Source organism: Rhizobium sp. WYJ-E13 (genome assembly GCF_018987265.1).
Classification (GTDB): domain Bacteria; phylum Pseudomonadota; class Alphaproteobacteria; order Rhizobiales; family Rhizobiaceae; genus Rhizobium.
Genome location: NZ_CP076854.1, coordinates 1649694 through 1674307, shown reverse-complemented (window position 1 = coordinate 1674307; position 24614 = coordinate 1649694). Strand labels below are relative to the sequence as shown.

The following is a 24614-nucleotide window of genomic DNA, read 5'->3' as shown; positions in this document are numbered from 1 at the left end:
ACCCGCATGCCAAGACTACAGGGAGTGAAGAATGTTCCGCAACTACCGTGCTGATCGCTGTTATATCATAGCGGAGATCGGCGGCAACTTTACGACCTATGAACAGGCAAGGCGCTTGATCGATGAGGCGAAGGCGTCGGGTGTAGACGCCGTTAAGCTTCAGACTTATCGGGCCGAGACGCTATCGAGCCGAAACGCCATGTTTGACATGGAAAACACTGGTGTTACCTCGCAGTTCGAACTTTTCCGCAAGTATGAAATCAATCACGAGCTTCACGAACTGGTCTTTCGCTATGCCGAGGAGCACGGACTGGATTGGTTCTCGTCTCCTTCGCATGAAAGTGATGTCGATCTGCTGGAAAAGTGTGGGGTTGGCGCTCACAAGGTGGGTTCCGATGATGCCGTCAACATTCCGTTTCTTCGTTATCTGGCGAGAACAGGCAAACCGATAATTCTCTCGACCGGGATGTCTACACTCGACGAGGTCCGCGAATCTGTTGCTGCTATCAAAGAAGCCGGTAACGACAAACTCATTCTGCTGCACGCCATCACAAGTTATCCGACGCATCCGGAAAATGTGAATTTACGTGCGATGCAGACGATGATGGAGGCGTTTCCCGAGCTGGACGTTGGTTATTCCGACCATACGTTGACGCCAGTTGCCAGCCTATGCGCCGTCGCAATGGGGGCTCGAGTCATTGAGCGGCATTTTACCTATGACAAAGCCGCTGATGGTCCCGATCATATGCTCTCGGCCGATCCTGCGGAAATGAAGTGGCTCGTCGACGCAGTACGTGCGTTCGAGGTCATGAAGGGCAGTGGCCGCAAAGAGCCGGCAGCGAGTGAGGCGACGACCAGATTGAACAATCGCAAGAGCGTTGTCGTCAATCGGTCCCTTAAGGCTGGCCATGTCATTTCTGCTGGGGATATTTCGGTCAAGCGACCCGGGACGGGAATTGAGCCAAAGCATCTCGAGACTCTCGCGGGGCGACAGCTGATAAGAGATCTTGACGCTGACGCTGTTCTCCAGTGGGGTGATCTGGCGTGACGCTCGGAATTATTATCCAGGCGCGGATGGGGTCGACCCGTTTACCAGGAAAGGTGCTACGCGATATTTCCGGGCGGCCTCTTCTTGGGCATGTCCTGGGCAGGCTTTTGAGGTTCACACGGCCGGTCAAAATTGTCGTCGCTACATCATCGGCGGAAGAAAACGATGTCATTGAAGCATGGTGCCTCGAGCAAGATGTAAATTGCTTTCGCGGCGACGAAACAGATGTTCTCGATCGCTATTTTCAATGCGCGAGGTCATTCGGCATGTCGGATATTGTCCGACTGACTGCAGATAATCCGTTCACGGATATCGAGGAGCTCGAGAGGCTTGTAGATCTGCATCAGAGACAAGGTTTCGATTATACTCATGCCTTCGGCCAACTGCCGATTGGTGTTGGTGCCGAAATATTCACGTTCGACGCTTTAGCGCGCAGTCATCGCGAGGGAAAGTTGCCGCACCATCGGGAGCACGTGAACGAGTACTTCACCGATCGGCCTGAGTTGTTCAAAATCGGCCAGCTCGACATCCCTGCGGCCAAGGTCTCTCCGGATTTGCGTTTGACGGTCGACACGAAGGAGGATTGGAGACGCGCATGCGTGCTTGCCGCAAAGGCGGGTAAAGGCTGGCTTGGCACGGAAGAAGCGATCAGACTATGTTCGTCTTCTGCATAGAAAGTTCGCATACACGCGGAATGGGGCATCTCTTTCGGTCCTTGACGCTCGCGACCGAATTGCAGGCACGCGGTCACCCGGTTCGATTTCTGGCGAATGATCATCCGAACTCGTTGCGGATCATCCGAGAGAGGGGCTTTGACGTTGAGCTCTACGATCTCGCCTCGGTGACGGGATGGGAGGATGGCTTTCTCAACTCCTGTGCTTCATCGTCGGTTTGGATTAATGATCGGCTCAACACGCAGAGACCTCACAGCGAAGCGATCAGGCGACTGGGCGCAAGGCTTGTTACCTTCGATGATCGAGGCGATGGCGCGGCGCTTGCCGATGTGAATATCTGTGCTCTGATGTTTGAGAATACCGAGAATCTCCAAGGCGCCGATGTTCGATTGGGATTGGAGTACATGATACTTAATCCTGAAATCGCGACATTTCGCAGAGTTCGGCAGAGCCTTGAATCGATACTTGTGACCCTCGGCGGCGCTGACACCTACGGTGTGACTACCCGCGTGGCCAAATGGCTGAGCGACAAGCCTTTTCGCGTTACAATCGTCACAGGACCAAGCTTCGAGCACGGGGCGGAGCTCGAAAAAATGGTCACAACCGCTTTGCCGGGTCGCTTCAAACTGCTTAACAGGGTACCGTCACTCGCGGCGGAAATGTATCGGCACGATCTGGCTATTACCGGCGGCGGAATCACCCCATTCGAGGCTTGCGCGGCCGGTCTGCCCTGTGTGGTCATTGCTAATGAACTCTTTGAAATCCCCGTCGGGCGTGCGCTCGAAGGGCTGGGGGCTGCTTTTTTTGCCGGACATCACTTAGCATTCGATCTGAGTGCCCTGGAACAAGAGATTCCTATCCGGAAGATGAGCGAGATCGCAATGGCCAAGGTCGATCTCGAAGGCCTTAGACGCGTTTCGGACGTGCTGGAAGGATTGGCCGTATGACCATCACGGCCGTTATTCACCAGCCAGATTTCGCTTCATATCTCGGCTTTTTTCAGCGTTTTTTGAACGCTGACCTTTATATCGTTCTGGACCACGTCCAGTTCGTTCACGGAACGAGTAAGAGCTGGACGCATCGCGATAAGATAAAAACGGCGCAAGGCGACCGATGGCTTACTGTTGGGATAAAGAAGCCGAAGTTCGGCACGGCGATCAATCAGGTCGAGCTAGCGGCCGGCACTGGATGGATTGATCAGAACCTCTCTCTCCTTCGAGAAAATTATCGCAGATCCGACGGTTGGAACGAGGTCTTTCCCCGGCTTGAGACCCTCTATGGCAAGCCGTTCGACCTATTGGTCGATTTCAACATGCATTTCCTGGAGGGTATCCTGGAGATGTTGGAAATTACGATGCCGACGGTTCGGTCGAGCACTTTGAACCCCGAAGGGCATAAGAACGAGCTGCTCGTGGAACTGCTGCGCAAGGTGGGAGCAACTCGCTATCTGTCGGGCTTGGGTGCGCGCGGCTATATGCGGCCCGAAGTGTTCGAGGCTGCCGGGATCGCGATCGAATGGCAGCATTTTGTCCATCCGGTTTATCCACAGCCCTATGGCGAGTTCATTCCCTATCTCAGCATTCTCGACACGTTGCTGAATTGTGGTATTGCAGGCACGCGTGAACTGCTCTGGAGTTGCAAGTGAATATTCTGGCGATCGGTGCCCATTTTGACGACGTGGAATTAGGCTGTGGCGGCGCGTTGGCGCGTCATGCCGCGAATGGTGACACCGTTTACGTCTATGTGGCAACCGTGTCAGGCTTTTCCAATCAATACGACCAGTCTGTACGCAGCAGCCAGGTTGCTAGGGCGGAAGCGGATGTCGCGATGGAAATCCTTGGCGTCCACAAGATGTACTGTGGTGAATTCAAGACGCTCCAGATCGAATTTGTCGACCCTCTTAACATCGAGATCCTGAAGCTCGTTCAGGATCTCAATATCGACATGGTCTATACTCACTGGGTAGGTGATATCCACCACGATCACCTTGCCCTGTCGCGTGCATCGCTGCATAGCTGCAGGCACGTCCCCCGCCTCCTGATGTATCGCAGCAACTGGTATCATTCGACGGCCGATTTCCGGGGCAATTTCTACGTGGACATCACGTCTTATTGGGATCAGAAGGAGCGCGCGATCCTGGCGCACGAGTCCGAAATGGAACGTACGGGGCGTAAATGGGTAAGCTTCTTTCGAAACGAGGCTGAAAATGCCGGGCAGCGGATCGGCGTGAAGTATGCTGAAGTATTCGAGGTGGTGAAGTGGCTGCAGCCCTGAGGAGAGTTTTGACCTTTGCGTCCATGCTTCTCCCACACGGCGTGCATGAGCTAAAGCGTAGAATAAATGCTCGCTATCGGTTTCCGATCGAGGTTACGCGACCCCTGGAAGCAAACAGGAAAATTTCCGGCCGGCATGCTGGTGAGCGCTGTTTTATCTTAGGAAATGGGCCAAGTGTTAAAGGTGTAGACCTGTCGCTGCTCGAAGGTCAGACTGTTATAACCGTTTCCAACGGTTATCTGCATTCCGGTTTCGACAAGTTCAGATCTCGTTACCATTGTGTTCCGCAGATCACTTATGGGCTGATGACATCACAGGATGTCATCAGGTGGTTTGAAGAGATGCATTCACATTTGGGCACCGCGGAACTGTTCCTCAGTTCTACCGAAGCGGAGCTTGTTAGAAAGCACGATCTTTTTGCGGGGCGAACGGTTCGGTATTTATTGCTTACGGACAGTTTCGACGACAGGCCTTCTAACGAAATCATCGATATCTCTCAGGCCGTACCGGGCGTCGAATCAGTGCCAGTGATGGCGCTGATGATAGCGATGTATCTCGGCTTTAAGGAGATCGTCCTAATTGGAGTCGATCACGACCATTTCTTATCATCTCACTATCAATATGCTTTCGACCTCAAGGCACAGAAAGGCAAGGATATTACTGCAAACTCCGACGGTACCTTGAGAACGAACCGTCACGACGACTTTCAGTCCCTAGCGCGGCTATGGCGACAGTATCGAGCCATTTCAAATATCGCAAAAGAGAACGATATCCGTATCTTCAATTCGACGCCCGGCGGGGCGTTGGACGAGTTTGAACGCCTACCGTTCCAAGCGTGGTTTGAAAAATGAGACGACTTATCTTTTCGCTGCCCGGAGTTCATTGTTTGCTTGAAGTGACGCGAGAATCGCCGAAGGCTCGCGAACTTGGAATTTGGGAGGAGTTTCGCCATCTTAACATCTTTTTCGATGGACCTTACGCTGATTGGCGTTCGGCCATGTCGGCGTCGGGTGGCTATGATGCGCCCGCTATTCTTGCAAAGGTTCTCGAAGCCACACGAGCGGTAGTGCAGGGCCGGGCCGCCTACGAGAGAGATACCGTTATATTCAAGGAGAGGAGTTATTCGCATCCCCTGCTTGCTTGGCTTATGTACGTTGCGTCTCGGTCCGATTGCCGTTTGAGGGTAGTCGATTTTGGTGGGGCGTTGGGGAGTTCTTACTTTCAGCACCGTACGGCTTTTGCTCATCTCAAGGAATTGAAATGGTGCGTCGTTGAGCAGCCGCATTTTGTAAAAGCTGGCCGGACAGAATTTGAAGATGAAAGCTTGAGTTTCTGCGATAACCTAGACGAGGCGATTGATCGCGTGCAGCCAGACGTCGTGTTGCTCTCCGGCGTTCTTCAATATCTTGAAAATCCTCGTCAGTTTCTGGAAGCTCTTCTATCGAAAGGCGTCAAGTTTATTTTGATTGATAGAACAATGGCGCAATTTGACGTCGCAGAGGCGCCTTTCGTCCAGCATGTGCCGGGGTGGATCTACAGTGCGAGTTATCCAGTTTGGTTCTTAAATGCTGATGAATTACAGGATAATTTTCAGAAGCAGGGCTACCGGGTGCTTGATCGTTTTCAACCAGCAGGAACGTTTGGTGTCGTAACGCCGCCGCCTTTGCAGGAGCTTAAGCGTTGGAACGTTGACGCTTCATCGAAGCCTCAGCAGTGTGAATGGCCGTATGTCGGTTGGTTTCTTGAGAAACAGGAAATCTAGCATGCGCGTGAATGTTATTATTCCTGTTTTCAATCGGCTTGAACACACTAAGAAAGTGTTGGACGTTCTGAGGAAGCAGAGCCTATTTCACGCTTTAACGATCGTTGTCGTCGATGATGGTTCAACTGATGGAACCGCAGCATACCTGCAGTCACAGGACGATGTGATCCGAATCCGAGGAAACGGCAACCTTTGGTGGGGTGGTGCCATCGAGGAAGGGCTCAAATATGTGCTCCCATCTTGCGGAGCGGAAGATTTTGTCCTTTTCCTAAACAACGATACTTGGTTTGGCGAACGTTATATAGAGACCTTGGTTTATGCGTCGATCAAAAATGGGGGAGCCGCTGTCGGAAGCGTTATCCATGAAGAAGGACGCGACCCTCCTCTCGTAAGCATCGGGGCAAGAGTAGACATCAACAGGCTTGCCGTCTGGGATTTGCTCTCGGAGTTGAGTGAAACTGAAAAGCGATCACCACGCGGCCAGTATCGGGTCGATGCCCTGAGTGGTCGAGGCACGATCTATCCTGCCGTACTATTCAAAAGGTACGGTGGTATGCGGCCGTTCCTTCTGCCACATTATCTGGCTGACTACGAAATCGCCATGCGCTTCAGACGCGCGGGTGTGCCTCTCATTGTCAGCAGTAGCGCAATTGTGTATTCGCCTCCCGTCTATGGAAACGATGCGTCCGGGCTTTCATGGCGAAAGCGGCTTTTTGGTCGGCGTTCACCTCACAATGTGTTTCAGCGTCTCATTTTCTACTCGCTCGTCGGGTCGCCGCTGCAGCGCATTACTGCGCCAGGCCGCATGGCATATTTTTCATGCATGCGCACGTTGATGACATGGTGGTCGCTGACAAAACGAAAGGAAGGAATGGTATGAGTGGTGGTTTGCAGCAGCACTGCATCGCATGTGGATCGCAAATGCAGACCTTTATCGAGCGCATCAGCGATGATCGATACGGTTGCCCGGGGGTCTATTCGATAGATCGATGTGTTTCCTGCGGCCATATGTCGACTGCGCCGCGTCTAACGGAAGAGGATCTCCCGGGACTCTACAGCAACTACTATCCCCGACGGGAGATCAATTTTGATGCGCTGGAAAAGGAAGCCGCGCTCGTCGAGAAACCTTTTGCAAGGCTTCGCCGGTGGATTGCAGGCACTGACAACCAGGGCCACTATCTTGCTAAGCCCGGGCAGAAGGTTCTGGACATTGGCTGCGGCTCCTGCCTCTCTCTGCTTGAGATGCGCAAACTCGGGGTGGAATGCTGGGGTGTCGAGGCTGATCCGAACGTTCGCACCATTGCCGATAAGTATGCGTTACGCGTTCATATCGGCAACATCTATGATGTGCCGTTTGCCGATCAGAAATTCGATCTTATCGTGTTGAATCAGGTGATTGAACACGTGCCTGATCCGCTTGCGATGCTTGGGGCTCTGAAAGATCGCCTCAATAAAGGCGGGCGCGTCATTCTGGCCTTTCCGAACACCGGTTCCTTCCACCGTAAAATCTGGAAGGGTCGCTGGATAAACTGGCACATTCCATACCACCAGAACCATTTCAATCGGACTTCCTTCACGCTGCTTGCTCGGAAATCCGGTTACGATGTCGAGCGCGTCAGAACGATCACGCCCAATCTTTGGTCGGTTATCCAGCTTCGGACCTCGCGGGAACAGCGGCAGGAGGGGAAGGCCTCCAATACCTGGTCGGAAAGCGGCAACTTTCAGCGGCCCCCAAGCTTTGTTCGAAAAGTCCGCAATGTCGCTGCTTCGCGCGGCGCACGCCTTGCAGGTGTCATGATGGGCTTTGCAAACCGTACGTTGGACGCATTGGGACAGGGTGATAGCCTATTGGTGGAGCTACGGCTCTCCGCGAAAAGCAACTAGGGATCTAACTTCATGCGGATTGCCGTATTCGACACCTATTATTCCAGATTTCTGACGATGTTTTATCGTCGCAATCGGGATTTGCGGTCGGCTTCCTCCGAAAGGCAAACAGATTATTTGCTTGAGGCTGCGTTCGGCACTTCCGATTTCTACTCGCGCCACTTAAAGGCCCTGGGTTGCGATGTCGTCGACATCATTGGAAATTGTGTTCCGCTTCAATCGGCGTGGGCGCGCGAGAACAATGAACCATTCAGTCCATGGGCGATGAAATTACCGCATCGGTTTTTCAGGCTACCTTATATCGGCGCGCGACTGGCGGCCCTCCCTGGTTTGCTTGAGGTCGCAATGGCACGGGTTCGAGCATTCAAGCCCGATGTGCTTTATTGTCAGGATCTCAGCTTCTTTCCGCCTCACGCGCTAATCGAACTGAAAAAGACGGTGCCCTTGATCGTTGGCCAGATCGCTTGTCCGCTGCCGCCGGATGGTTTTCTGCGTCCCTATGATCTCATTCTTACGTCTTTTCCTCACTTTGTGCCTCGTTTTCGTGAGATAGGTATAAGGTCCGAATATTTCCGCATTGGCTTTGACACCCGGGTGCTCGAAATACTCGGTGAGGTTCAACGCGACGTGCCGGTGAGCTTCGTTGGCGGCATAAGCCGTCATCATGGAAAGGCAATTCCGCTGCTTGAACATTTGGCAGACACAACGCCGATACAGTTTTTTGGCTATGGTGCTAGGACACTTCCGCGCTCCTCTCCGATTCGCAAGCGCCACAACGGTGAAGTTTGGGGTCCGGATATGTACCGCGCACTGGCCCGCAGCCGAATCACCGTCAATCGGCATATCAATGTCGCTGAAAATAACGCCAACAACATGCGGCTCTATGAGGCGACCGGCGTCGGGTCGCTGCTGATCACGGATCGTAAAGACAATCTCGGTGAGATATTTGAGGTTGGCAAAGAAGTCGTTGCCTATTCTAATCCTGAAGAAGCAGCCGAACTTGTGCGCTATTATGTCGAGCATCCGCAAGAAGCCGAGGCAATCGCCAAGGCTGGTCAGGCCAGAACGCTGAAGGACCATACCTACAAGAAGAGAATGGAAGAACTGGTCCCAATTCTCAAAAGACATTTGGAAATGGGGGATGATGTCACTGCTGCTTCGTAACACCCTCAACCGCTTTCCGGTGTTGAAAAGATATTTGAAATCTATACATGACCGATTGCGGCCTGCGGGTTCCGTGTCGTCGCATTATGTTGAGATAGATGTTGACAAGAGGGATGGCGAAGCGTTGCGTCTTGCCGACTCTTGGAAGGCGGAAGATCTACCCGCACGTCAACGGGCGCTCGTCGAGAGACAGTTGAAGGATTATCGCGCCGGTGCCGCAATCGATGTATTCGATGTGTTTACTGCAGCCTTGAGCAGGATCGGAGATTTTCCGTCACAGGCGTCTTTACTCGAAATAGGCTGTTCAAGCGGATATTATTCCGAGGTGCTTGAAGTCAGCGGCCTGCCATTGCGCTATCACGGCTGTGATTACTCAGGTGCCTTTATCGAAATGGCGCGCCGCACCTACCCCGCCTGTTCGTTCGATTTGGAGGACGCAACGCGCCTTCGGTATGCTGACGAAGCCTTCGATGTGGTGGTTTCCGGGTGCTGTCTGCTGCATATTCCGGATTATAAGGCTGCAATTGCCGAGAGCGCTCGCGTAGCCAAAGGCCATGTTATTTTTCACCGTACGCCCGTCGTGTACGGCGAGCCGACCAAATATTTCCGTAAGCAGGCTTACGGTGTCGAGACCGTCGAAATTCACTTTTCCGAACCTGAGCTTCTTGATCTCTTCGAGCTTCATGGGCTTGAAGTTCAGGCTACGTTCACGCTGAACAATAGCCCGGATCCGGACGATCCCAGCAAAGGCAGTGCAAACCGTACTTATCTGTGCAGGAAACAATCAAGATCATGACGAACTACTTCTGTACACTTTTCGACAGTGGCTATCTCATCAAGGGTCTCGCCATGATAGAAAGCCTGGTCAAATGGTGCCCGGATGCACATATCTTTGTGCTTTGCATGGATCGCCAGGCGCAAGATATCCTAACCGCAGCGCAGAAGCCCTATATTACCTGCATCGCCTTGGCTGAACTTGAAACGCCCGAACTGCTTGAGGCAAAGAAGTCGCGCGGTGTTGCAGAATATTGCTGGACCCTGTCGCCCAGCCTGCCATCATTCATACTTGACCGGCATAAGGAAATTGATTTCATCACCTATCTCGATTCCGACCTGCTGTTCTACTCGCCGCTAAAGCCGATTTTCGATGAGATCGGTGACAGTTCAATCGCCATTATTGAACATCGGTTTGCGCCGCGCCTTCAGGATCGAGAGGTGAACGGCCGCTTCTGCGTTGAATGGGTCAGTTTCCGACGTGACGAGGAGGGCATGCGGTGTCTTGCGCGTTGGCGTGAACAGTGCATCGAATGGTGTTACTATCGTCTCGAAGATGGGAAAATGGGCGATCAGAAATATCTCGATGAGTGGCCGGATCTCTATCCGAAGTGCCATATCATCATGCATCCGGGGGCGGGAACAGCGCCTTGGAACTATGAGAAGCTACACTTCGCCCAGGATACGTCGGGTCGGATATTGGTCGAAGGAGCGCCGTTAATCTTCTATCACTTCCATCAATTTCAGTTGCTGGCGAATGGCAGTTTTGACAGGCTGTCTACATTCTATACTTCCGTCTGCAGGGAGCCCGAAGCTGTTTATGCAGCCTATGAGGCAGCGCTGATGCGAGCGCTATCGGAAATAAGGACGATCTCACCTGAATTTTCCGGTGGTCTTCGGCCGGCTGCTGCTGTCGCAAGGCGCAGATGGGCGCAACGCTATATTCCATTTGCAGTCAAGCGTGTTTTGCACCGTCTCCTGCGTTACTGAGGATAGGCAGCATAGAAAGCTGAAGGTGGGAAAAGTTACCAGCAGCGCTTACCGATAATGGCGATCGATCCACTGGCGATAGCTACCACTCGTGACGTTGTTCACCCAGTCCTCGTTGTCGAGATACCATTCGACCGTCTTGCGGATGCCAGTCTCGAACGTTTCGCTCGGCCGCCAGCCAAGGTCGCGTTCGATCTTGGTCGCATCTATGGCGTAACGTCGATCATGACCCGGCCGGTCGCGTACAAATGTGATCAGCGATGCGTAGCTGGTGCCGTTCGCGTTGGGTCTCAACTCGTCGAGGATCGTGCATAGCTGGCGGACGACAGCTATATTTGCGAGTTCGTTCCTGCCACCTACATTGTAGGTTTCACCGACGGCACCCTTTTCCAGGACGTGCCGGATCGCGCTGCAGTGATCCTTGACGAACAGCCAGTCGCGAATCTGCATGCCGTCCCCGTAGACCGGGATTGATTTACCTGACAAGGCGTTATGGATCACCAACGGGATGAGCTTTTCCGGAAAATGATAAGGACCGTAATTGTTCGAGCAATTCGTTGTCAGTACCGGCAAACCGTAGGTGTGATGATACGCGCGGACCAGATGATCGCTTGCCGCCTTACTGGCTGAATAGGGGCTGTTGGGCTCATATTTCCGGTCTTCGTGAAATGCGGCTTCTGTCGGTCCAAGCGAGCCGTAAACTTCGTCTGTCGAGACGTGAAGAAAACGAAAATTCTCTCGGAAGGCTTCATCCTGCAAGGAAAGAAAACCGCGCACGGCCTCCAGCAGGCGGAACGTGCCAACTATATTCGTCTGAATAAACTCTTCAGGTCCGTGGATCGATCGATCCACGTGGCTTTCGGCAGCAAAGTTCAGGATCGCCCGCGGTCGATGGCGACGCAGCAGTTCCTCAACAAGGTTGTAGTCAGCAATGCTACCCTTCACAAAAAGGTGGCGAGAGTCATTCTGGACAGAGGCAAGGTTCTCTAAGTTGCCCGCATAAGTAAGAGCATCAAGGTTGACAACCGGCTCGTCATGAATGTCAAGCCAATCGAGCACGAAGTTCGCGCCGATGAAGCCTGCTCCTCCCGTCACCAGGATCATATCTTTCCCCTTGGGCATCTAACAATCAGAAAAACTCTAGTCTCATTGTGACGGCCCCACGTCAACACTGAGCGTCCGGATTGCCAGCACATGGGGGTTGCACTCGCCGGGTCGTTTCCATAAACACATCCCGAAGATAGCATCGAAAGACGACGGAAAATGACGAAAACCGCTCTTATTACTGGGGTCACCGGTCAGGATGGTGCCTATTTGGCTGATTTGCTTTTAAGCAAGGGCTATACGGTGCATGGTATCAAGCGGCGATCCTCGTCTTTCAACACCGGCCGCATCGAACATATCTACCAGGATCCGCACGAAGACCATCCGCGCTTTATCCTTCACTACGGCGATATGATCGACTCCACCAATCTCCTGCGGATTGTGCAGCAGACTCAGCCTGACGAAATATACAACCTTGCTGCGCAGAGCCATGTGGGCGTCAGTTTTGAAACGCCTGAATACACGGCGAATGCCGATGGTCTTGGAACTTTGAGGCTCCTTGAGGCGATCCGGATTCTGGGTCTTGAGAAAAAGACCCGGTTCTACCAAGCGTCGACATCAGAACTCTATGGTCTGGCGCAGCAGGTGCCGCAGAACGAGAAGACACCATTTTATCCGCGCTCTCCCTACGGAGCCGCCAAGCTCTACGCCTACTGGATTGTCGTGAACTATCGCGAGGCCTATGGCATACACGCATCGAACGGCATTCTCTTTAATCACGAAAGCCCGCTTCGTGGGGAGACGTTCGTTACCCGTAAGGTTACGATGGCAGTCGCGGCGATCCATCTCGGTCTCCAGGATAAGCTCTTCCTCGGCAACCTTGATGCCAAGCGTGATTGGGGCCATGCGCGCGAGTACGTCGAAGGCATGTGGCTGATGCTGCAGCAGGACAACCCGGATGACTACGTATTGGCCACCGGCGAAACGACCAGTGTCCGCCAGTTTGTCGAATGGGCATTCGCGGATGTAGGTATTGATCTGGAATGGAAGGGATCGGGCGTCGACGAGAAGGGATATGACACCAAGACCGGCGTCTGCCTCGTGGAAATCGATCCTCGATATTTTCGGCCGACGGAAGTCGACCTTCTGCTCGGCGATCCGACCAAGGCGCGTCAGACGCTCGGATGGCACCATAAGACCCCGGTTCGCGAGCTTGCGGCCGAAATGGTGCGTGAGGACATTAAGCACTGGAAGGCCGTGAGCGGCAGGAAAGAAATCTAAGTGTACGATTTGTCCAACAAGAAAATCTGGGTTGCGGGTCATCGCGGCATGGTCGGAAGCGCTCTTGTGCGCCGGCTTCAATCCGAAGACTGCAGCGTCATCACAGCGACGCGTCAGGAGCTTGATCTCAAGCGCCAGGATGAGGTCGAGCATTTTTTGCAGTCTACCAGACCGGATGCTATCATTCTCGCGGCTGCGAAGGTGGGAGGTATTCTCGCGAACAACACCTTCCCAGCGGACTTTCTCTACGACAATCTCATCATTGAAGCCAATATCTTCGAAGCGGCGCATCGCAATGACGTCGATAGGCTGCTGTTTCTCGGCTCAAGCTGCATTTATCCAAAGTTTGCGACGCAGCCGATATCGGAAGATGCGCTTTTGACTGGCCCACTCGAGCCGACAAATGAATGGTATGCCGTCGCCAAGATCGCTGGGATCAAGCTGGCCGAAGCCTATCGTAAGCAGCACGGGCGCGATTATATTTCTGCTATGCCCACCAATCTGTACGGTCCGGGTGACAATTTCGATCTACAGTCCAGTCATGTGCTCCCGGCGTTGATTCGCAAGGCCCACATGGCGAAGTTGGATGGGGCATCCGAGATTACGGTCTGGGGAACAGGAACCCCCCGACGTGAATTCCTTCATGTCGACGATTGTGCCGATGCGCTCGTGTTTCTATTGAAATCCTATTCGGGCGCGCAGCACGTCAACGTCGGATCAGGAGAGGATATCGAAATCATCGAGCTAACGCGATTGGTTTGCCGTGTTGTCGGATATAACGGAAAGATTGTCCACGATCTCTCCAAGCCCGACGGTACACCGCGTAAGCTCATGGGCAGCGACAAGCTCAAGAGCATGGGCTGGAAGCCAGGGATTGCCTTGGAGGACGGAATTCGTGCTGTTTACGACTGGTTCCTGCAATCCGAAGACAGCCGGATTCTCCCAAACTGACCTCCAGCACGTCTTGATTCTCCTGATGCGTTGAGGAAGTGAGGTCGAAACAATTGGTTATTCGTCGGATCCGATCATGGTGGTGAGCGCGCAGCAGGCATTCTTTCTCTCATCGAAATAGCAAAGCTGAACGGTATCGACCCTGAGGCCTATCTCCGCGATGTCCTCACTCGCATCGCCAACCATCCGATCAATCAGATCGGTAATCCCCCCGTTTTGAACGGGGCTTCGCAGTAGAATTCACGCGGCCATTTTCAGTTTCTGGGCGGGTGTGATGCCGCCGATGCCCATATTGGGCCGTTCGTTGTTGTAGGTCCATAGCCACTGCGTGGCGAATTCCTGCGCCTCCTCAATGCTTTCGATGATGTGTTGATCAAGCCATTCATGTCGGACGGTGCGGTTGTAGCGCTCGACATAGGCATTCTGTTGCGGCTTTCCGGGCTGAATGTGGCTCAAGGCAATTCCTTGCTTTTCGGCCCATTCCATCAGTTTGCCGCTGACATACTCAGGTCCGTTATCCACACGAATGGCGAATGGTCTGCCTCGCCATTCGATGATCTGGTTCAGGCTGCGGATGACGCGTTCAGCAGGCAGCGAAAAGTCCACCTCGATGCCCAGTCCCTCGCGGTTGAAGTCGTCCAGGACATTCAACAGTCGGAATTGCCGACCATCCTCCAAACGATCCGCCATGAAATCCATTGACCAGACCAGGTTAGGCGCATCCGGCACAGTCAGAGCGTCGGGTTTGTCCCGCCTCAAACGCTTGCGTGGCTTGATCCTGAGGTTTAACTCCAGCTCGCGGTAGATGCGGTAGACGCGCTTGTGGTTCCAGCGATGTCCTCGGACATTCCGCAGGTATAGAAAGCACAGGCCAAAGCCCCAGGTCTTCTTTGCCCGCGTCAGCCCGATCAGGAGATCGGCGATCTGCTCGTTCTCGTCGTTCAGCTTGGCGCTGTAACGATAGCAGGTCTCGCCGACCTCGAAGGTGCGGCAGGCAAGTGCAATGCTCACCCCGTGCAACGCCACAGCTTTCCCGGCCATCTCTCGGCGTTGAGATGGCCGTGTCATTTTTTTCCCAAAGCCTCCTTCAGCAGTTCCGCTTGCATGCTCATCTCCGCATACATCTTCTTCAGCCGACGGTTCTCATCCTCCAGAGCCTTCATCTGGCTGATCATAGAGGCGTCCATACCGCCATACTTCGAACGCCACTTGTAAAAGGAGGCGGTGCTCATTCCATGTTCCCGGCATAACTCCGGCACCGGAACGCCGCCTTCTGCCTGGCGCAGGATGGCAAGGATTTGGGGTTCGCTAAATCTGCTCGTCTTCATCAAAATCTCCTCGTTCATAAAGCCCGAGAAAATTCTACTTTTGAAGCCCGTTAATTGGCGGGGGGATTACCCTGTGAACAAATATTTAGTAATACCCGGCATTGAGGGGCCGAGCAGGTGAGCAAACACCACAGACAATGCGGCTGCTGCTCTCACTGTGTCCAAGCCTGTAATGTGCGTCATTGAGCTTTTCTTTGGCATAAAAAAACCTATAACGAGAGCATTCGCCAAGTCTCAGAGCTAAGGTCGAGACAGCTTCAAACTCCGGCATATCAACTTCCCAATGGAACATCCACGGACAATTTGAGCGCTCGACAAACCGGTGACATGGGTTTGGGAGCGAATCGCGCTAGTGCATTCGAAATTAAAAATCTTGTCAGTAACAACAAGTCTAGGAACGACCGCCGCAAGCGGGGAGTCATTGTGATATCTCTTTAAAAGAAGTCGGAGAAATCATGGTGGGCGATGAGAGACTCGAACTCCCGACATCCTCGGTGTAAACGAGGCGCTCTACCAACTGAGCTAATCGCCCGCGATGCTCTGTGTCATCGTTCGGTGCAGCGTCTCTAGCGATATTGAGAAAGAACCGCAAGCCTCTTTTTGAAATTCTGAACAATTTGCCTGTGCATGCCGCTCTTCCCCATGGGGGCCATTCTCTGTAGAGGTGCGTCTGCGAGAATAAGGAGCGGAAATGACAACACGAGAGCAGCGGTTGGCCCTTCGGCAGAGCACACCTCGGACCTTTTTGGATGATGTTCACACGGAGCATGCCCGATTGCTGCCCGACCGCGGCAAGCTTCTCGACAATCTGCCGAAAGGTGGCGTCGTCGCCGAACTCGGCGTTGCAGAGGGCGCCTTCAGCGAGGAGATTGTCGCACGCAATCGACCGCAGCAGCTCTACCTCATCGATCCCTGGAATATGGACCGATACTCAGAAGGCCTCGAAATCATCAACAGCAAATTCGGATCGGAGATCGCCGAGGGCCGCGTTGTCATCCGTCAGGGCACGTCGCTCGATATGTTGTCCCAGTTCGACGACGGCACTTTCGACTGGGTCTATATCGACACCGATCATTCCTTCGCGTTGACGTGGCAGGAACTCCTGCTCGCGGACCGCAAAGTGAAGCAGGAGGGCAGGATTGCCGGCCACGATTTCTGTACGGGTAATACGGTCAAGCCCGTCGTCTACGGAGTTGTCGAAGCGGTCAACAAATTCTGTGTCGACTATGGATGGCGCTTCGAGTTCCTAACGCTTGAGCCGGATGCTCACTTTTCCTACTGCCTCAAACGAATCGCCGCAGCGTGAGGCCGCGAGCCGCTTAGATATCCACCGTGCCGAGTTCCTGCTTGGCTTCCAGATACCACTCGACGAAAGCCTTGGTGCCCGTTTCTAAAGAGGTATTCGGCTGATAGCCTGTCAAGGCATGGAGAAGAACGGGGCTTGCAAAGGTGCGCGGCACATCGCCCTTCTGCATGGGAAGCATTACGCGCTTTGCTTCATGCCCCATCGCATTCTCCACATTCTCGACGAAGTCCATGAGGCTGATCGGCTGTCCGCCGCCGATATTGACGATGCGGAACGGCGCCTGATGCGAAAGCGTTTCGATATTTGCGTCGGCAACGCGGTTGGCTTCCGAGGGAACGACGCCAGACAATCTGACCACGGCTTCAACCAGATCATCGATATAGGTGAAATCGCGGCTCATGTTGCCCTTGCCGTATATCTCGATCGGCTTGTCCTCGATCATGTTCTTGACGAACTTGAAGAGCGCCATGTCGGGCCGGCCCCACGGGCCGTAGACGGTGAAGAAACGGAAGGCCGTCGTCGGGATCTTGTAGAGATGCGAATAGCTGTGCGCCATCAACTCCATCGACTTCTTGCTGGCGGCATAGAAGCTCAGGGGTTCGTCGGCGCGATCGGTTTCGTGGAAGGGAACGGTCGGATTGGCGCCGTAGATCGAGGAGGTCGAGGCGAGCATTAGATGGCGGAGTTCGATGCGGCTTGCCAGCTCCAGTATGTTCCAGGAGCCTTCTATGTTCGAACGCAGATAGGCTTGCGGATTTTCGATGCTGTAGCGCACGCCGGCCTGTGCAGCCAGATGAATGAGAATCTCCGGCTTAGCGGCGGAAATGGCGGCCTCCAGCGCCGCCCTGTCTTCTAGCATGGCGACGAAGGGGCGGAAAGCAGGGTATTGCGCCAGCGCTGCATGACGCATCTCCTTCAGCCTGACATTATAGTAGGGTGTCAGTCCGTCGAAGCCCGTTACCTCATGCCCATCCTGCAACAGCCGGCGAGCCAGGTGGAAGCCAATAAAGCCTGCTGTTCCCGTAATGAAGTAGCGCATTTCTACCTTTTCTCGGGTCTCCTGCCGGTGGCAAAGTAACCGAATCTTTATTTGATCGCTTCACTTACCGGATAGATGTTCCCGAGATCAACAATCACCTGGATTTTCGGGCTCTTTAAGCGGTCCAAGACAAGCGCACAAACGGTGCAGCTCCGATTGCAGGAGCCGATGTCAGTCGCAATCTCTTGAGACCATCGCGTGAGCAATCTGTTCAAACACATACATCTCTATTTCTACCAATATTTGCCACTTTCGCCCAAGGAACCTCTGAGAACGTGCTCTTCACTGGTTGACGCGGCCGATGCCTGCAACGCCTTCACTCGTTCTACCAGCTATTCAGGCTGCTTGGAGGTCATGACATAGTTCGGCGAATAACGCGCCTCGACATGGGCACGCGACAGCAGTTCGAAGGCCTGCTCAGGGTACCGACCGCGAACTGCGGCGGACGAAATGACGTTACGCATCAGGGATCTGCCGGAGACGGGAATAGAGCAGGATCGCCGCTGTGATGGCGCCGAGGCCGGTCGGCATTTCCCGTAACAGGATAGTTCGGGTTGGAGGAACGAACCCAATGGTGATATGCCCCTTCCCGCCGTGAATACCGAATCCCCTGATTGCGCGAGTGTATTTCATCGCTTGAGCACCCAGACGGTCTTGCCGTTCTGCGACGCTTCGATGCCGGCTTTCGTCCGGGTCAGTTGAAGGCATTTCTCAGCATCTCCCGGCCGCGGCTTTATACAAATGCCGCCCGGAGCGGCCCTCCACGTCGGGCTTATGCTCACCAGGCTGTCGCTGATGGTTCCGCCGCCATCCGGACGAAACACAAGGATGTTTGAGGCTTTGCGTTTGACGACCACCATCTCCCACGGCTTGCCATCGGCGATGACGCCGGAAAGAGGTTCTTCGGCTCGTGCCGGTACGCCGCTAAAGATTGCGAGGATGAACAATGGTATGAAAAATCGGCTACAAGAGCGGTCGCCTCGGAAGCGAGTTATGCGCATGACGTGTTCCTTTGGGTGAAGACCCTCTAATGGCAGGTCGTGATTGAGGGATTAAATTCAGCGGGCGGAACGTGGCCGTCGTCTTCCGCCAGCGATAATGTTGTTGCGATATTCTCCAACGCTTCGGCAATGTCATCATGAGATTTATTTTGATTTGTTAAGGGCGCCGGTCGTACATTTCCGCATGGCCGTCCACCTCGCGGGTTCATGCGGCGTTTCTGCGGCACTGCGAGCAGGCACGATTGCCGTCTACTGGAATGTCCCGCCTGTCGCTTCGGTGTCGTCACAGCGCAAGCCGCTCCGAAAGCAAAATGAGCATCACGATCGGACCGCCGAGAAGCGCACCGAACAGGATCGTCGCGAAGAACAGGTTTCCGAGCAGGCGAAGCATGGTCTTGCGCGTCATGGCTGCACGCCGAACCATCTTGCAGATTCAAACTGCATGGGACCCAGTTTCATCCCGACCATCGGCACCTTGCTTGTCCAGACATGAACGATCCTCCCGTCCCCTCTGAAGATGAGGATGATCAGCCATTGCTTGGTACCGGGCGTGCCGCAAGTGGCATCGAGGATCACGACGGCAATTTGAATGGAGCCGATAACCACCAGGGCCGCAGCTGGCCCTATTGTCCGTTTTGAAGCCATGCTCTCTCCAAAAGTTGGGGGCGGACGAAGTCATGCCCGCCGTTTTCAAGTTGCATGGCTTTCCATTTGGGCTCCGACAATTGCGGAAACATGACCGAATTTGCTTTTCTATCTGCAATGCGGCTGCAACGGGAGCGAAACAGATGGCGTCGCTTGGAGCGTACGGACAGGCCATGACACTTTTTATTGATCAAGGACGAACCAGAGACACAGATGCGCTCGCAGCCGCGTTGAGCAAGCCTCCTGACGATCACAAGAGCTGCCTTGCCGATGCCGGCGAAGACTCGACTTCATCCCCACACTCTCTGAATGTCGTGATTGAGCGCCAAGAGCCAGGGCACTGATCTTAGGCACAGCCCTATAAAGCAGATCATCGAAAACCATGGCGACGTCGAAAGCGGTTTGTCGGGAACATAACTATCGATCCACTTCCAAAATGCAGCAAGCGGTGGACCACGTAATTGTACGGCAATTGTTCGCTCCGAGTGTCCGGTCATCGTCATGACCAGAGGCCAACGAGAGACATGCCCAGCAATTCGTTTTCACGTCGTCGATTTTTCAACCAGCCGCTTTTCAATCAACCGTCCAGGGCATCACTCCCCGGGTTTATTGCCCTGCTGATAACGGCAACCGTTTCCGGGTGTGCCGCCGTGCCGCTCAAGGAAGCGGGAACGCTTGTCTCCTACAGCAATCTCGGTCCGTCGAAGGGGACACTCGCCAAGAAACGGCTCTACGTCGACGGACAGCAGTTGGCGCGGGTAAAGACCGTCACCATCGTCCCGACCGGCTTTTCCTTCAGTGCCGCGTCCAAAATCAAGTCCGAGGCCGACCGGTCGCTGGTTTCCAATGCTCTCGACCGGGCGCTGTGTGTGGCGCTGAGTGACAGATACCAGATGGTCCCGGCTGGCCAGCCGGCAGACCTGACGGTTCGTTCGGTGGTTGCCGACATCGTTCCGACCAACAAGGCAGCTGCCGGGGTTGCGACCGTCGTCAGCGTCGGTTCGGGCTTTGCCCTGCCTGTGAGCGTACCGCGCCTCCCCTTCGGCCTTGGCGGCTTGGCAATCGAAGCCGAAGCGCTCGATGCCACGGGGACGCAAAATGCCGCAATGCTGTGGGCGCGGGGCGCAAACTCCATTCAGGACAAGCCCCGCGTTTCCGAGGTCGGGGACGCCTATGGTCTTGCAACGAAATTTGCCAGCGATTTCTCACGGGTGCTGATCGCCGGAAAGGAACCGAAGGGACTGAACCTTTCGCTTCCGTCGAGGCAACGCGCCCGCTCCTGGCTCGGCGGAAAGCCGAAATATGCTGCCTGCGACGCGTTCGGCCGTGCACCTGGGCTGCTTGGTGCGCTCGCTTCGAAGTATGGCGCTCCGCCGCAATGGACGGAGAAGAAGCCGAAGCCTGCAATGACGCATTGACGGAAGGTGCAGCCCAGGCGGCCTCCAGCCGCTCTGCGGACGTTTGGAAGAAGCGTCAAGGAGATCGACCGGTTTTGCCGGTCGAGGACGGGCGGAGACAGTGCCGGAACCCCGCGGCATTGCTCTGCCCGCCTGCCCTTCGCCTGCAGGGAGTGTCCGGTCCTGACGATCTCGCCGAACGGCGGCTTGCCTCTGCTGACAAGTATTCGATCCGTCCAGGAAGACCTCACGGGGACGACCTGATGCAACATTCTTCCCTTTGCATAGCGACGTTGTATTCTGATGTCGCCAGACTTGAGGAAAGGCATGCGTGTGGACCATCTTGAATTTCGTTTGCAGACGGGATCTGACCTTTCGGGTTCGCCTGGCGACATGAAGCGTCAGGTCACGACATGCCGGAACGGTTGGTACCATCTGAGTTGGGTGGCTTTCGGCGCGATCATCGTTGCCACATCATCTTTGAGCACACCGGCGTCTGCCGCCAATGTTCTCGAACGAGCGATCGAGGCCGCGCAGCCCTGCAAGCCATTGAAGGTCAGGCAATCGGTTTTGGGTGTGAAGGTCGAATTGGGCATCGACAAGCTCGACTTCGTCAAAATCGATAGGCTTGAAATCCGCGTTAACGGAGATCTGGCCGAGGCAAGCGCACTCGGAACGCTCGCCTGCAGGACGTCGGACGATGCCCCTCTCCAGGGTGGTTTTTCGGCAAAGGCTCGAATTCACCTGCAGACCAATCTCCTCACCTGTGTCATGAGCGGAAGTTCGATCGAGATCGTCGAGGCCGGCGGTGAGTTCGGTGATGTTGTCACGGCACTCGAACCTGAGATTTCGGCCGCCCTTCGCAAGGGCGTGGAGAAGGCACTGAAGAAACTCTGTGCGAGCTGAAATCGGAGCGAATAGGTGAACGGTGATCGGTCTGCAGGCTGGCGGCTTCCCAAACGCGTCCGTGCCTCAGCGACACGGTGTCGTCAACGGAGATAATGGATGTGCGGCCGGGTGTGATAGGGCGAGGCTTCGACGCGCGCATCCACCGAGAAAACGTCCCTGAGGACCTCTTCGGTCAATACCTCGGCTGGTGTGCCGGACGCGACGATATTCCCGCTTTGCATGACGATCAGCTCGTCGCAAAACATGGCCGCATGGTTGAGGTCGTGCAGCGCAATGATGCTGGTGACCGGCAGGCTGGAGACGAGACGCATGAGGCTGATCTGGTGCTGGATATCGAGATGGTTGGTCGGCTCATCGAGGATCAGTTCTTTCGGCGACTGCGCCAAGGCCCTTGCAATCTGGGTGCGCTGCTTTTCCCCGCCGGACAGGCTCTGCCAGCGATCATGCCGCTTGGTGGTCATGCCGGTCCGCTCCAACGCGTCTTCAACAGCCTGATCGTCAGCGAGTGTCCAGCCGGAAAACATCGAACGGTGCGGAAAGCGTCCGAGCTCGACGACATCCACGACCCTGAGATTGGCGTTGGTCGTGGCATGCTGTTCGACAAACGCGACGCGCTGCGCGATCGTCCGGCGTCCGATGGTCCTTATGTCCGTCCGGTCGAGCGAGATGCGCCCGGAATTGGGTCGCTTCAGGCCGGCGAGAAGCCGCAGCAGCGACGTCTTGCCGGAACCGTTCGGGCCAAGAAGGCCGAGCATCTTTCCCGGTGGTGCTTCGAAGGAGACGCCATCAAGTATGGTCTTCTTGCCAATTTTCCAGACGAGGTTTTCGGCCTTGATGCTCATGATGCGCGCTGAAACCGGTAGAGGATGACGGAGAAGAAGGGAACGCCAACCAGGGCCGTGACGACCCCGATCGGCAGGACCTGCTGCGGGATGAGCGCGCGTGAGGCGATGTCGGCAAGCACCATGAAGATTGCGCCAACAATAGCGCAAGCTGGGAGAAGCCGGATATGGAGCGGGCCGACGATGAAACGCGCCGCGTGTGGCACGACAAGGCCGACGAAGCCGATCGAGCCGACCATGCTGACGATCGTCGCCGTCATCATAGCGGTCAGCGAAAACAGCGCGATGCGAACCCTGCCGACGTTGACACCAAGGGATGCGGCCGCTTCATCACCGAAGGCAAAAGCATCCAGCACCCTGGCATAGGCCAGACAGACGACAAGCGCGAAGCCGACGATAACTGAAACCAGCATGAACTCCGGCCAGCGCACGCCGCCGAAGCTGCCGAGCAGCCAGAACATGACGTCGCGCGCCTGCTGCGCGTTGCCCGATGTCGTAACCACGTAGGATGTGGCGGCGTTGAAGAGCTGCGAAGCGGCAACGCCGGCGAGGATCGTCCGGTCGGCGCCGCCACGCGTGCCGTTGGACAAGAGCGCCACGAAAAGAAAGGCCGCAAATGCGCCGGCAAAAGCCCCGGCCGACAACGAAACCGCGCCTGCACCAACGCCGAGAATGACGATGGTGACTGCGCCGGTGGACGCGCCGGCAGAGATGCCAAGCACATAGGGCTCGGCCAGCGGATTGCGAAGCAGCGATTGCATGATCGCACCCGACAGAGCCAGTCCTGCACCGCAGAAAGCGGCCACGAGCGCGCGGCTGAGACGATAATCCCAGATCACGGTCTCGTGGATGCGGTTGAGTTCCACCGTCGTCCATCCCAGCCTATTCGTGACGGCGGCAAACGTTGTGGTCAGCGGGATCGGCAGGTCGCCGATCCCGACACTGATGCCGACGACCAGGCCGACCGCCACAAGGAAGGCCAACAGGAGGAGGCCGAAGAGGGCAGCCTGCTGCAGGGAGCGGTTTAAGGTAGTCACTTGATCAGGCCGAGCGCCTTCAGTTGTTCGGCTACCTGTTCCGCGCCGTAGATGGTGCGGATCGTCGGGTTCATGGCCTGGCCGTCCATGACGACGATTGCCTTGTTTTTCACCGCTGGCATCTGGCTGACGGCCGGATCGCTGTTTAAGAACTTGATCTTGGCCTCCGGCTTGTCGAGTTCCCAGCGGTTGCGGTCGAGATTGGCCACGACGATGACATCCGGATTGGCGGCGATGATGCTTTCCCACCCGAGCGTCGGCCATTCGGCTTCGGCGGTGATGGCATTCTTGCCGCCGAGGAGATCGGCGATAAAGCCGGATGCCCCGTTCTTGCCGCCGAGATAGGCGTCTGCGGACGGCGATTGGCTGGAAAACCAAAAGACGTAGGAAAGCTGCTTGCCATCCTTGGGCACGCTGGCGCGCAAAGCCGCCTCGCGCTTCTTGAAGTCGGCAATCAGCGCCTGGCCACGATCGGCGACGTCAAAAATCTGCGAAAGCTCGTCGATCTCCTGGTAAAGCAGATCCATGTTCCAGAGCCGGTCGCGGCTGCCATACTGATCCTTGACCTTTTCGGTGTTGAGGCAGGTGCTGGGCGAAATGTAGCTTGGTATGCCGATCTTGTCGAAGTCTTCGCGCTTGGCGACCTTGCTCGTCGGCCCGATCAGACTTGGCAAGGCCGCTGCCACGAAATCCGGGTCTTGCGCCAGAATCGACTCGAAGGTCGGAAACTCGACAGACAGAAGCTTGACCTTCGCATTGGCTTCGGCGAGCTCAGGCAGAACCTTGCTCGGCCAGAATGCGGTGCCGGCCATTTTGTCTTCCAGACCGAGAAGCAGCATGATCTCCGCGCTGTTCTGGCCAAGTCCGATGGCTCGTGCTGGAGCCTTGGCGATGGTGACCTTCGCGCCGCAATTGTCGAGCGTCAGCGGATAGGTGGTCGGTGCGGACAATGCGGGTGCTGCAATCAGGCCGAGCACGGCGACGAAACCTGGAACTGCGAGGGACTTGAAAACTCTCATGAGAACTTCCTGTTCTTCGAACCCCCAACATGGGGAATTCTAAGGGCGCGCGCGGTATAACCCGCTTACTCAGGAGAAAACAAGAGTAGTGTAGTCATCTTTTGCAGTGGCAGGTGCTGGCTGAATACGCCCGCAATCATGAGAGGATGATCAACGGACGCCCGCGCAACGCTGTTTCCTGGCAGGGGAAAGAGCCAGCTCCGCCAGAACAGGCGGGCCGGCTAGCCCGTCCCGCCATCCTCCAT

The 24614-nt window shown here is 55.2% G+C and carries 27 protein-coding genes, 1 tRNA gene and 1 pseudogene; 18 read left to right on the top strand and 11 right to left on the bottom strand.

The window, feature by feature from the left end; all coding sequences use genetic code 11:
• The first annotated feature begins 31 nt into the window (after window positions 1-31).
• The 12 genes from KQ933_RS29175 to KQ933_RS29120 are packed head-to-tail and all read left to right on the top strand — an operon-like array spanning window position 32 to window position 10570.
• Window positions 32-1048: an N-acetylneuraminate synthase family protein gene (locus KQ933_RS29175; protein ID WP_216759460.1), complete on the top strand. Its 1017-nt coding sequence runs from the start codon at window positions 32-34 to the stop codon at window positions 1046-1048.
• Window positions 1045-1722: a glycosyltransferase family protein gene (locus tag KQ933_RS29170; protein WP_216759459.1), complete on the top strand. Its 678-nt coding sequence runs from the start codon at window positions 1045-1047 to the stop codon at window positions 1720-1722. The genes KQ933_RS29175 and KQ933_RS29170 overlap by 4 nt, the downstream gene beginning before the upstream one ends.
• Window positions 1723-1763: 41 nt before the next feature.
• On the top strand, window positions 1764-2669 hold the full coding sequence (locus KQ933_RS29165) for a glycosyl transferase (RefSeq protein WP_253958364.1): 906 nt from the start codon (window positions 1764-1766) through the stop codon (window positions 2667-2669).
• Window positions 2666-3367, top strand: coding sequence for a WbqC family protein (locus KQ933_RS29160; RefSeq protein WP_216759457.1), 702 nt, complete (start codon window positions 2666-2668; stop codon window positions 3365-3367). Before KQ933_RS29165 ends, KQ933_RS29160 begins: the two co-directional genes overlap by 4 nt.
• Complete coding sequence (locus KQ933_RS29155) at window positions 3364-3996, top strand: PIG-L deacetylase family protein (RefSeq protein WP_216759456.1); 633 nt, start codon at window positions 3364-3366, stop codon at window positions 3994-3996. The genes KQ933_RS29160 and KQ933_RS29155 overlap by 4 nt, the downstream gene beginning before the upstream one ends.
• A complete protein-coding gene (locus KQ933_RS29150; RefSeq protein WP_216759455.1) occupies window positions 3981-4847 on the top strand; it encodes a hypothetical protein in 867 nt (288 codons plus the stop codon). The genes KQ933_RS29155 and KQ933_RS29150 overlap by 16 nt, the downstream gene beginning before the upstream one ends.
• Window positions 4844-5758: a TIGR04325 family methyltransferase gene (locus KQ933_RS29145; protein WP_216759454.1), complete on the top strand. Its 915-nt coding sequence runs from the start codon at window positions 4844-4846 to the stop codon at window positions 5756-5758. The genes KQ933_RS29150 and KQ933_RS29145 overlap by 4 nt, the downstream gene beginning before the upstream one ends.
• A gap of 1 nt (window position 5759) precedes the next feature.
• The gene (locus KQ933_RS29140) at window positions 5760-6638 is read left to right on the top strand and encodes a glycosyltransferase family 2 protein (protein WP_216759453.1); all 879 of its coding nucleotides are present in this window, start codon (window positions 5760-5762) and stop codon (window positions 6636-6638) included.
• On the top strand, window positions 6635-7642 hold the full coding sequence (locus KQ933_RS29135) for a bifunctional 2-polyprenyl-6-hydroxyphenol methylase/3-demethylubiquinol 3-O-methyltransferase UbiG (RefSeq protein WP_216759452.1): 1008 nt from the start codon (window positions 6635-6637) through the stop codon (window positions 7640-7642). Before KQ933_RS29140 ends, KQ933_RS29135 begins: the two co-directional genes overlap by 4 nt.
• A gap of 12 nt (window positions 7643-7654) precedes the next feature.
• Complete coding sequence (locus KQ933_RS29130) at window positions 7655-8806, top strand: glycosyltransferase (protein WP_216759451.1); 1152 nt, start codon at window positions 7655-7657, stop codon at window positions 8804-8806.
• Window positions 8784-9602 (top strand): methyltransferase domain-containing protein, encoded by an 819-nt coding sequence (locus KQ933_RS29125; RefSeq protein WP_253958363.1) that lies wholly within the window; start codon window positions 8784-8786, stop codon window positions 9600-9602. The genes KQ933_RS29130 and KQ933_RS29125 overlap by 23 nt, the downstream gene beginning before the upstream one ends.
• Complete coding sequence (locus KQ933_RS29120) at window positions 9599-10570, top strand: hypothetical protein (RefSeq protein WP_216759450.1); 972 nt, start codon at window positions 9599-9601, stop codon at window positions 10568-10570. Before KQ933_RS29125 ends, KQ933_RS29120 begins: the two co-directional genes overlap by 4 nt.
• A gap of 48 nt (window positions 10571-10618) precedes the next feature.
• Here KQ933_RS29120 and rfbB read toward each other — a convergent pair whose 3' ends face one another.
• Window positions 10619-11674, bottom strand: a complete 1056-nt coding sequence (gene rfbB / locus KQ933_RS29115; protein ID WP_216759449.1) for a dTDP-glucose 4,6-dehydratase — start codon at window positions 11672-11674, stop codon at window positions 10619-10621.
• Between the two features lie 159 nt (window positions 11675-11833).
• Between rfbB and gmd the strand changes: the two genes are divergently transcribed.
• The 3 genes and pseudogenes from gmd to KQ933_RS29100 all read left to right on the top strand — a co-directional run.
• Window positions 11834-12895 (top strand): GDP-mannose 4,6-dehydratase, encoded by a 1062-nt coding sequence (gene gmd / locus KQ933_RS29110; protein ID WP_216759448.1) that lies wholly within the window; start codon window positions 11834-11836, stop codon window positions 12893-12895.
• On the top strand, window positions 12896-13846 hold the full coding sequence (locus KQ933_RS29105) for a GDP-L-fucose synthase (RefSeq protein WP_301925083.1): 951 nt from the start codon (window positions 12896-12898) through the stop codon (window positions 13844-13846).
• A gap of 42 nt (window positions 13847-13888) precedes the next feature.
• Window positions 13889-14083: pseudogene (locus tag KQ933_RS29100) on the top strand (transposase domain-containing protein); the annotation flags it as partial.
• Window positions 14084-14086: 3 nt separating this feature from the next.
• On the opposite strand, the gene KQ933_RS29095 reads toward KQ933_RS29100, so the two are convergent.
• A protein-coding gene (locus tag KQ933_RS29095) for an IS3 family transposase (protein WP_216759447.1) occupies window positions 14087-15174 on the bottom strand; the annotation gives its coding sequence in 2 pieces (ribosomal slippage) (window positions 14087-14925 and window positions 14925-15174; 1089 coding nt in all).
• Window positions 15175-15630: 456 nt separating this feature from the next.
• A tRNA-Val gene (locus KQ933_RS29090) sits at window positions 15631-15706 on the bottom strand.
• A 159-nt stretch (window positions 15707-15865) separates the two neighbouring features.
• Here KQ933_RS29090 and KQ933_RS29085 point away from each other — a divergent pair.
• Window positions 15866-16480 carry a class I SAM-dependent methyltransferase gene (locus tag KQ933_RS29085; protein ID WP_216759446.1) on the top strand — a complete coding sequence of 205 codons (615 nt, stop codon included), beginning with the start codon at window positions 15866-15868 and terminating at the stop codon, window positions 16478-16480.
• A 13-nt stretch (window positions 16481-16493) separates the two neighbouring features.
• Here the strand turns inward: KQ933_RS29085 and KQ933_RS29080 are convergent, their stop codons facing one another.
• The 5 genes from KQ933_RS29080 to KQ933_RS29070 all read right to left on the bottom strand — a co-directional run bounded on the left by KQ933_RS29080 (window position 16494) and on the right by KQ933_RS29070 (window position 19165).
• On the bottom strand, window positions 16494-17519 hold the full coding sequence (locus KQ933_RS29080; protein ID WP_216759445.1) for an NAD-dependent epimerase/dehydratase family protein: 1026 nt from the start codon (window positions 17517-17519) through the stop codon (window positions 16494-16496).
• A gap of 332 nt (window positions 17520-17851) precedes the next feature.
• The gene (locus tag KQ933_RS33780; protein ID WP_301925082.1) at window positions 17852-17983 is read right to left on the bottom strand and encodes a hypothetical protein; all 132 of its coding nucleotides are present in this window, start codon (window positions 17981-17983) and stop codon (window positions 17852-17854) included.
• 165 nt (window positions 17984-18148) lie between these two features.
• On the bottom strand, window positions 18149-18466 hold the full coding sequence (locus tag KQ933_RS29075; protein WP_253958362.1) for a hypothetical protein: 318 nt from the start codon (window positions 18464-18466) through the stop codon (window positions 18149-18151).
• 337 nt (window positions 18467-18803) lie between these two features.
• Window positions 18804-18926, bottom strand: a complete 123-nt coding sequence (locus KQ933_RS33775) for a hypothetical protein (protein ID WP_301925081.1) — start codon at window positions 18924-18926, stop codon at window positions 18804-18806.
• Window positions 18923-19165 carry a hypothetical protein gene (locus tag KQ933_RS29070; RefSeq protein ID WP_216759443.1) on the bottom strand — a complete coding sequence of 81 codons (243 nt, stop codon included), beginning with the start codon at window positions 19163-19165 and terminating at the stop codon, window positions 18923-18925. Before KQ933_RS29070 ends, KQ933_RS33775 begins: the two co-directional genes overlap by 4 nt.
• 524 nt (window positions 19166-19689) lie before the next feature.
• On the opposite strand from KQ933_RS29070, the gene KQ933_RS29065 reads away from it, so the two are divergent.
• Complete coding sequence (locus KQ933_RS29065; RefSeq protein ID WP_216759442.1) at window positions 19690-20583, top strand: DUF3313 domain-containing protein; 894 nt, start codon at window positions 19690-19692, stop codon at window positions 20581-20583.
• A gap of 306 nt (window positions 20584-20889) precedes the next feature.
• Entirely contained in the window at window positions 20890-21468 is a 579-nt protein-coding gene (locus KQ933_RS29060; protein ID WP_216759441.1) for a hypothetical protein, read from the top strand.
• 83 nt (window positions 21469-21551) lie between these two features.
• On the opposite strand, the gene KQ933_RS29055 is transcribed toward KQ933_RS29060, so the two are convergent.
• The 3 genes from KQ933_RS29055 to KQ933_RS29045 are packed head-to-tail and all read right to left on the bottom strand — an operon-like array spanning window position 21552 to window position 24369.
• Window positions 21552-22313 (bottom strand): ABC transporter ATP-binding protein, encoded by a 762-nt coding sequence (locus tag KQ933_RS29055; RefSeq protein ID WP_216759440.1) that lies wholly within the window; start codon window positions 22311-22313, stop codon window positions 21552-21554.
• On the bottom strand, window positions 22310-23299 hold the full coding sequence (locus tag KQ933_RS29050) for an iron ABC transporter permease (protein WP_253958436.1): 990 nt from the start codon (window positions 23297-23299) through the stop codon (window positions 22310-22312). Before KQ933_RS29050 ends, KQ933_RS29055 begins: the two co-directional genes overlap by 4 nt.
• A 47-nt stretch (window positions 23300-23346) precedes the next feature.
• A complete protein-coding gene (locus KQ933_RS29045) occupies window positions 23347-24369 on the bottom strand; it encodes an ABC transporter substrate-binding protein (protein ID WP_216759438.1) in 1023 nt (340 codons plus the stop codon).
• Window positions 24370-24614: the final 245 nt, after the last annotated feature.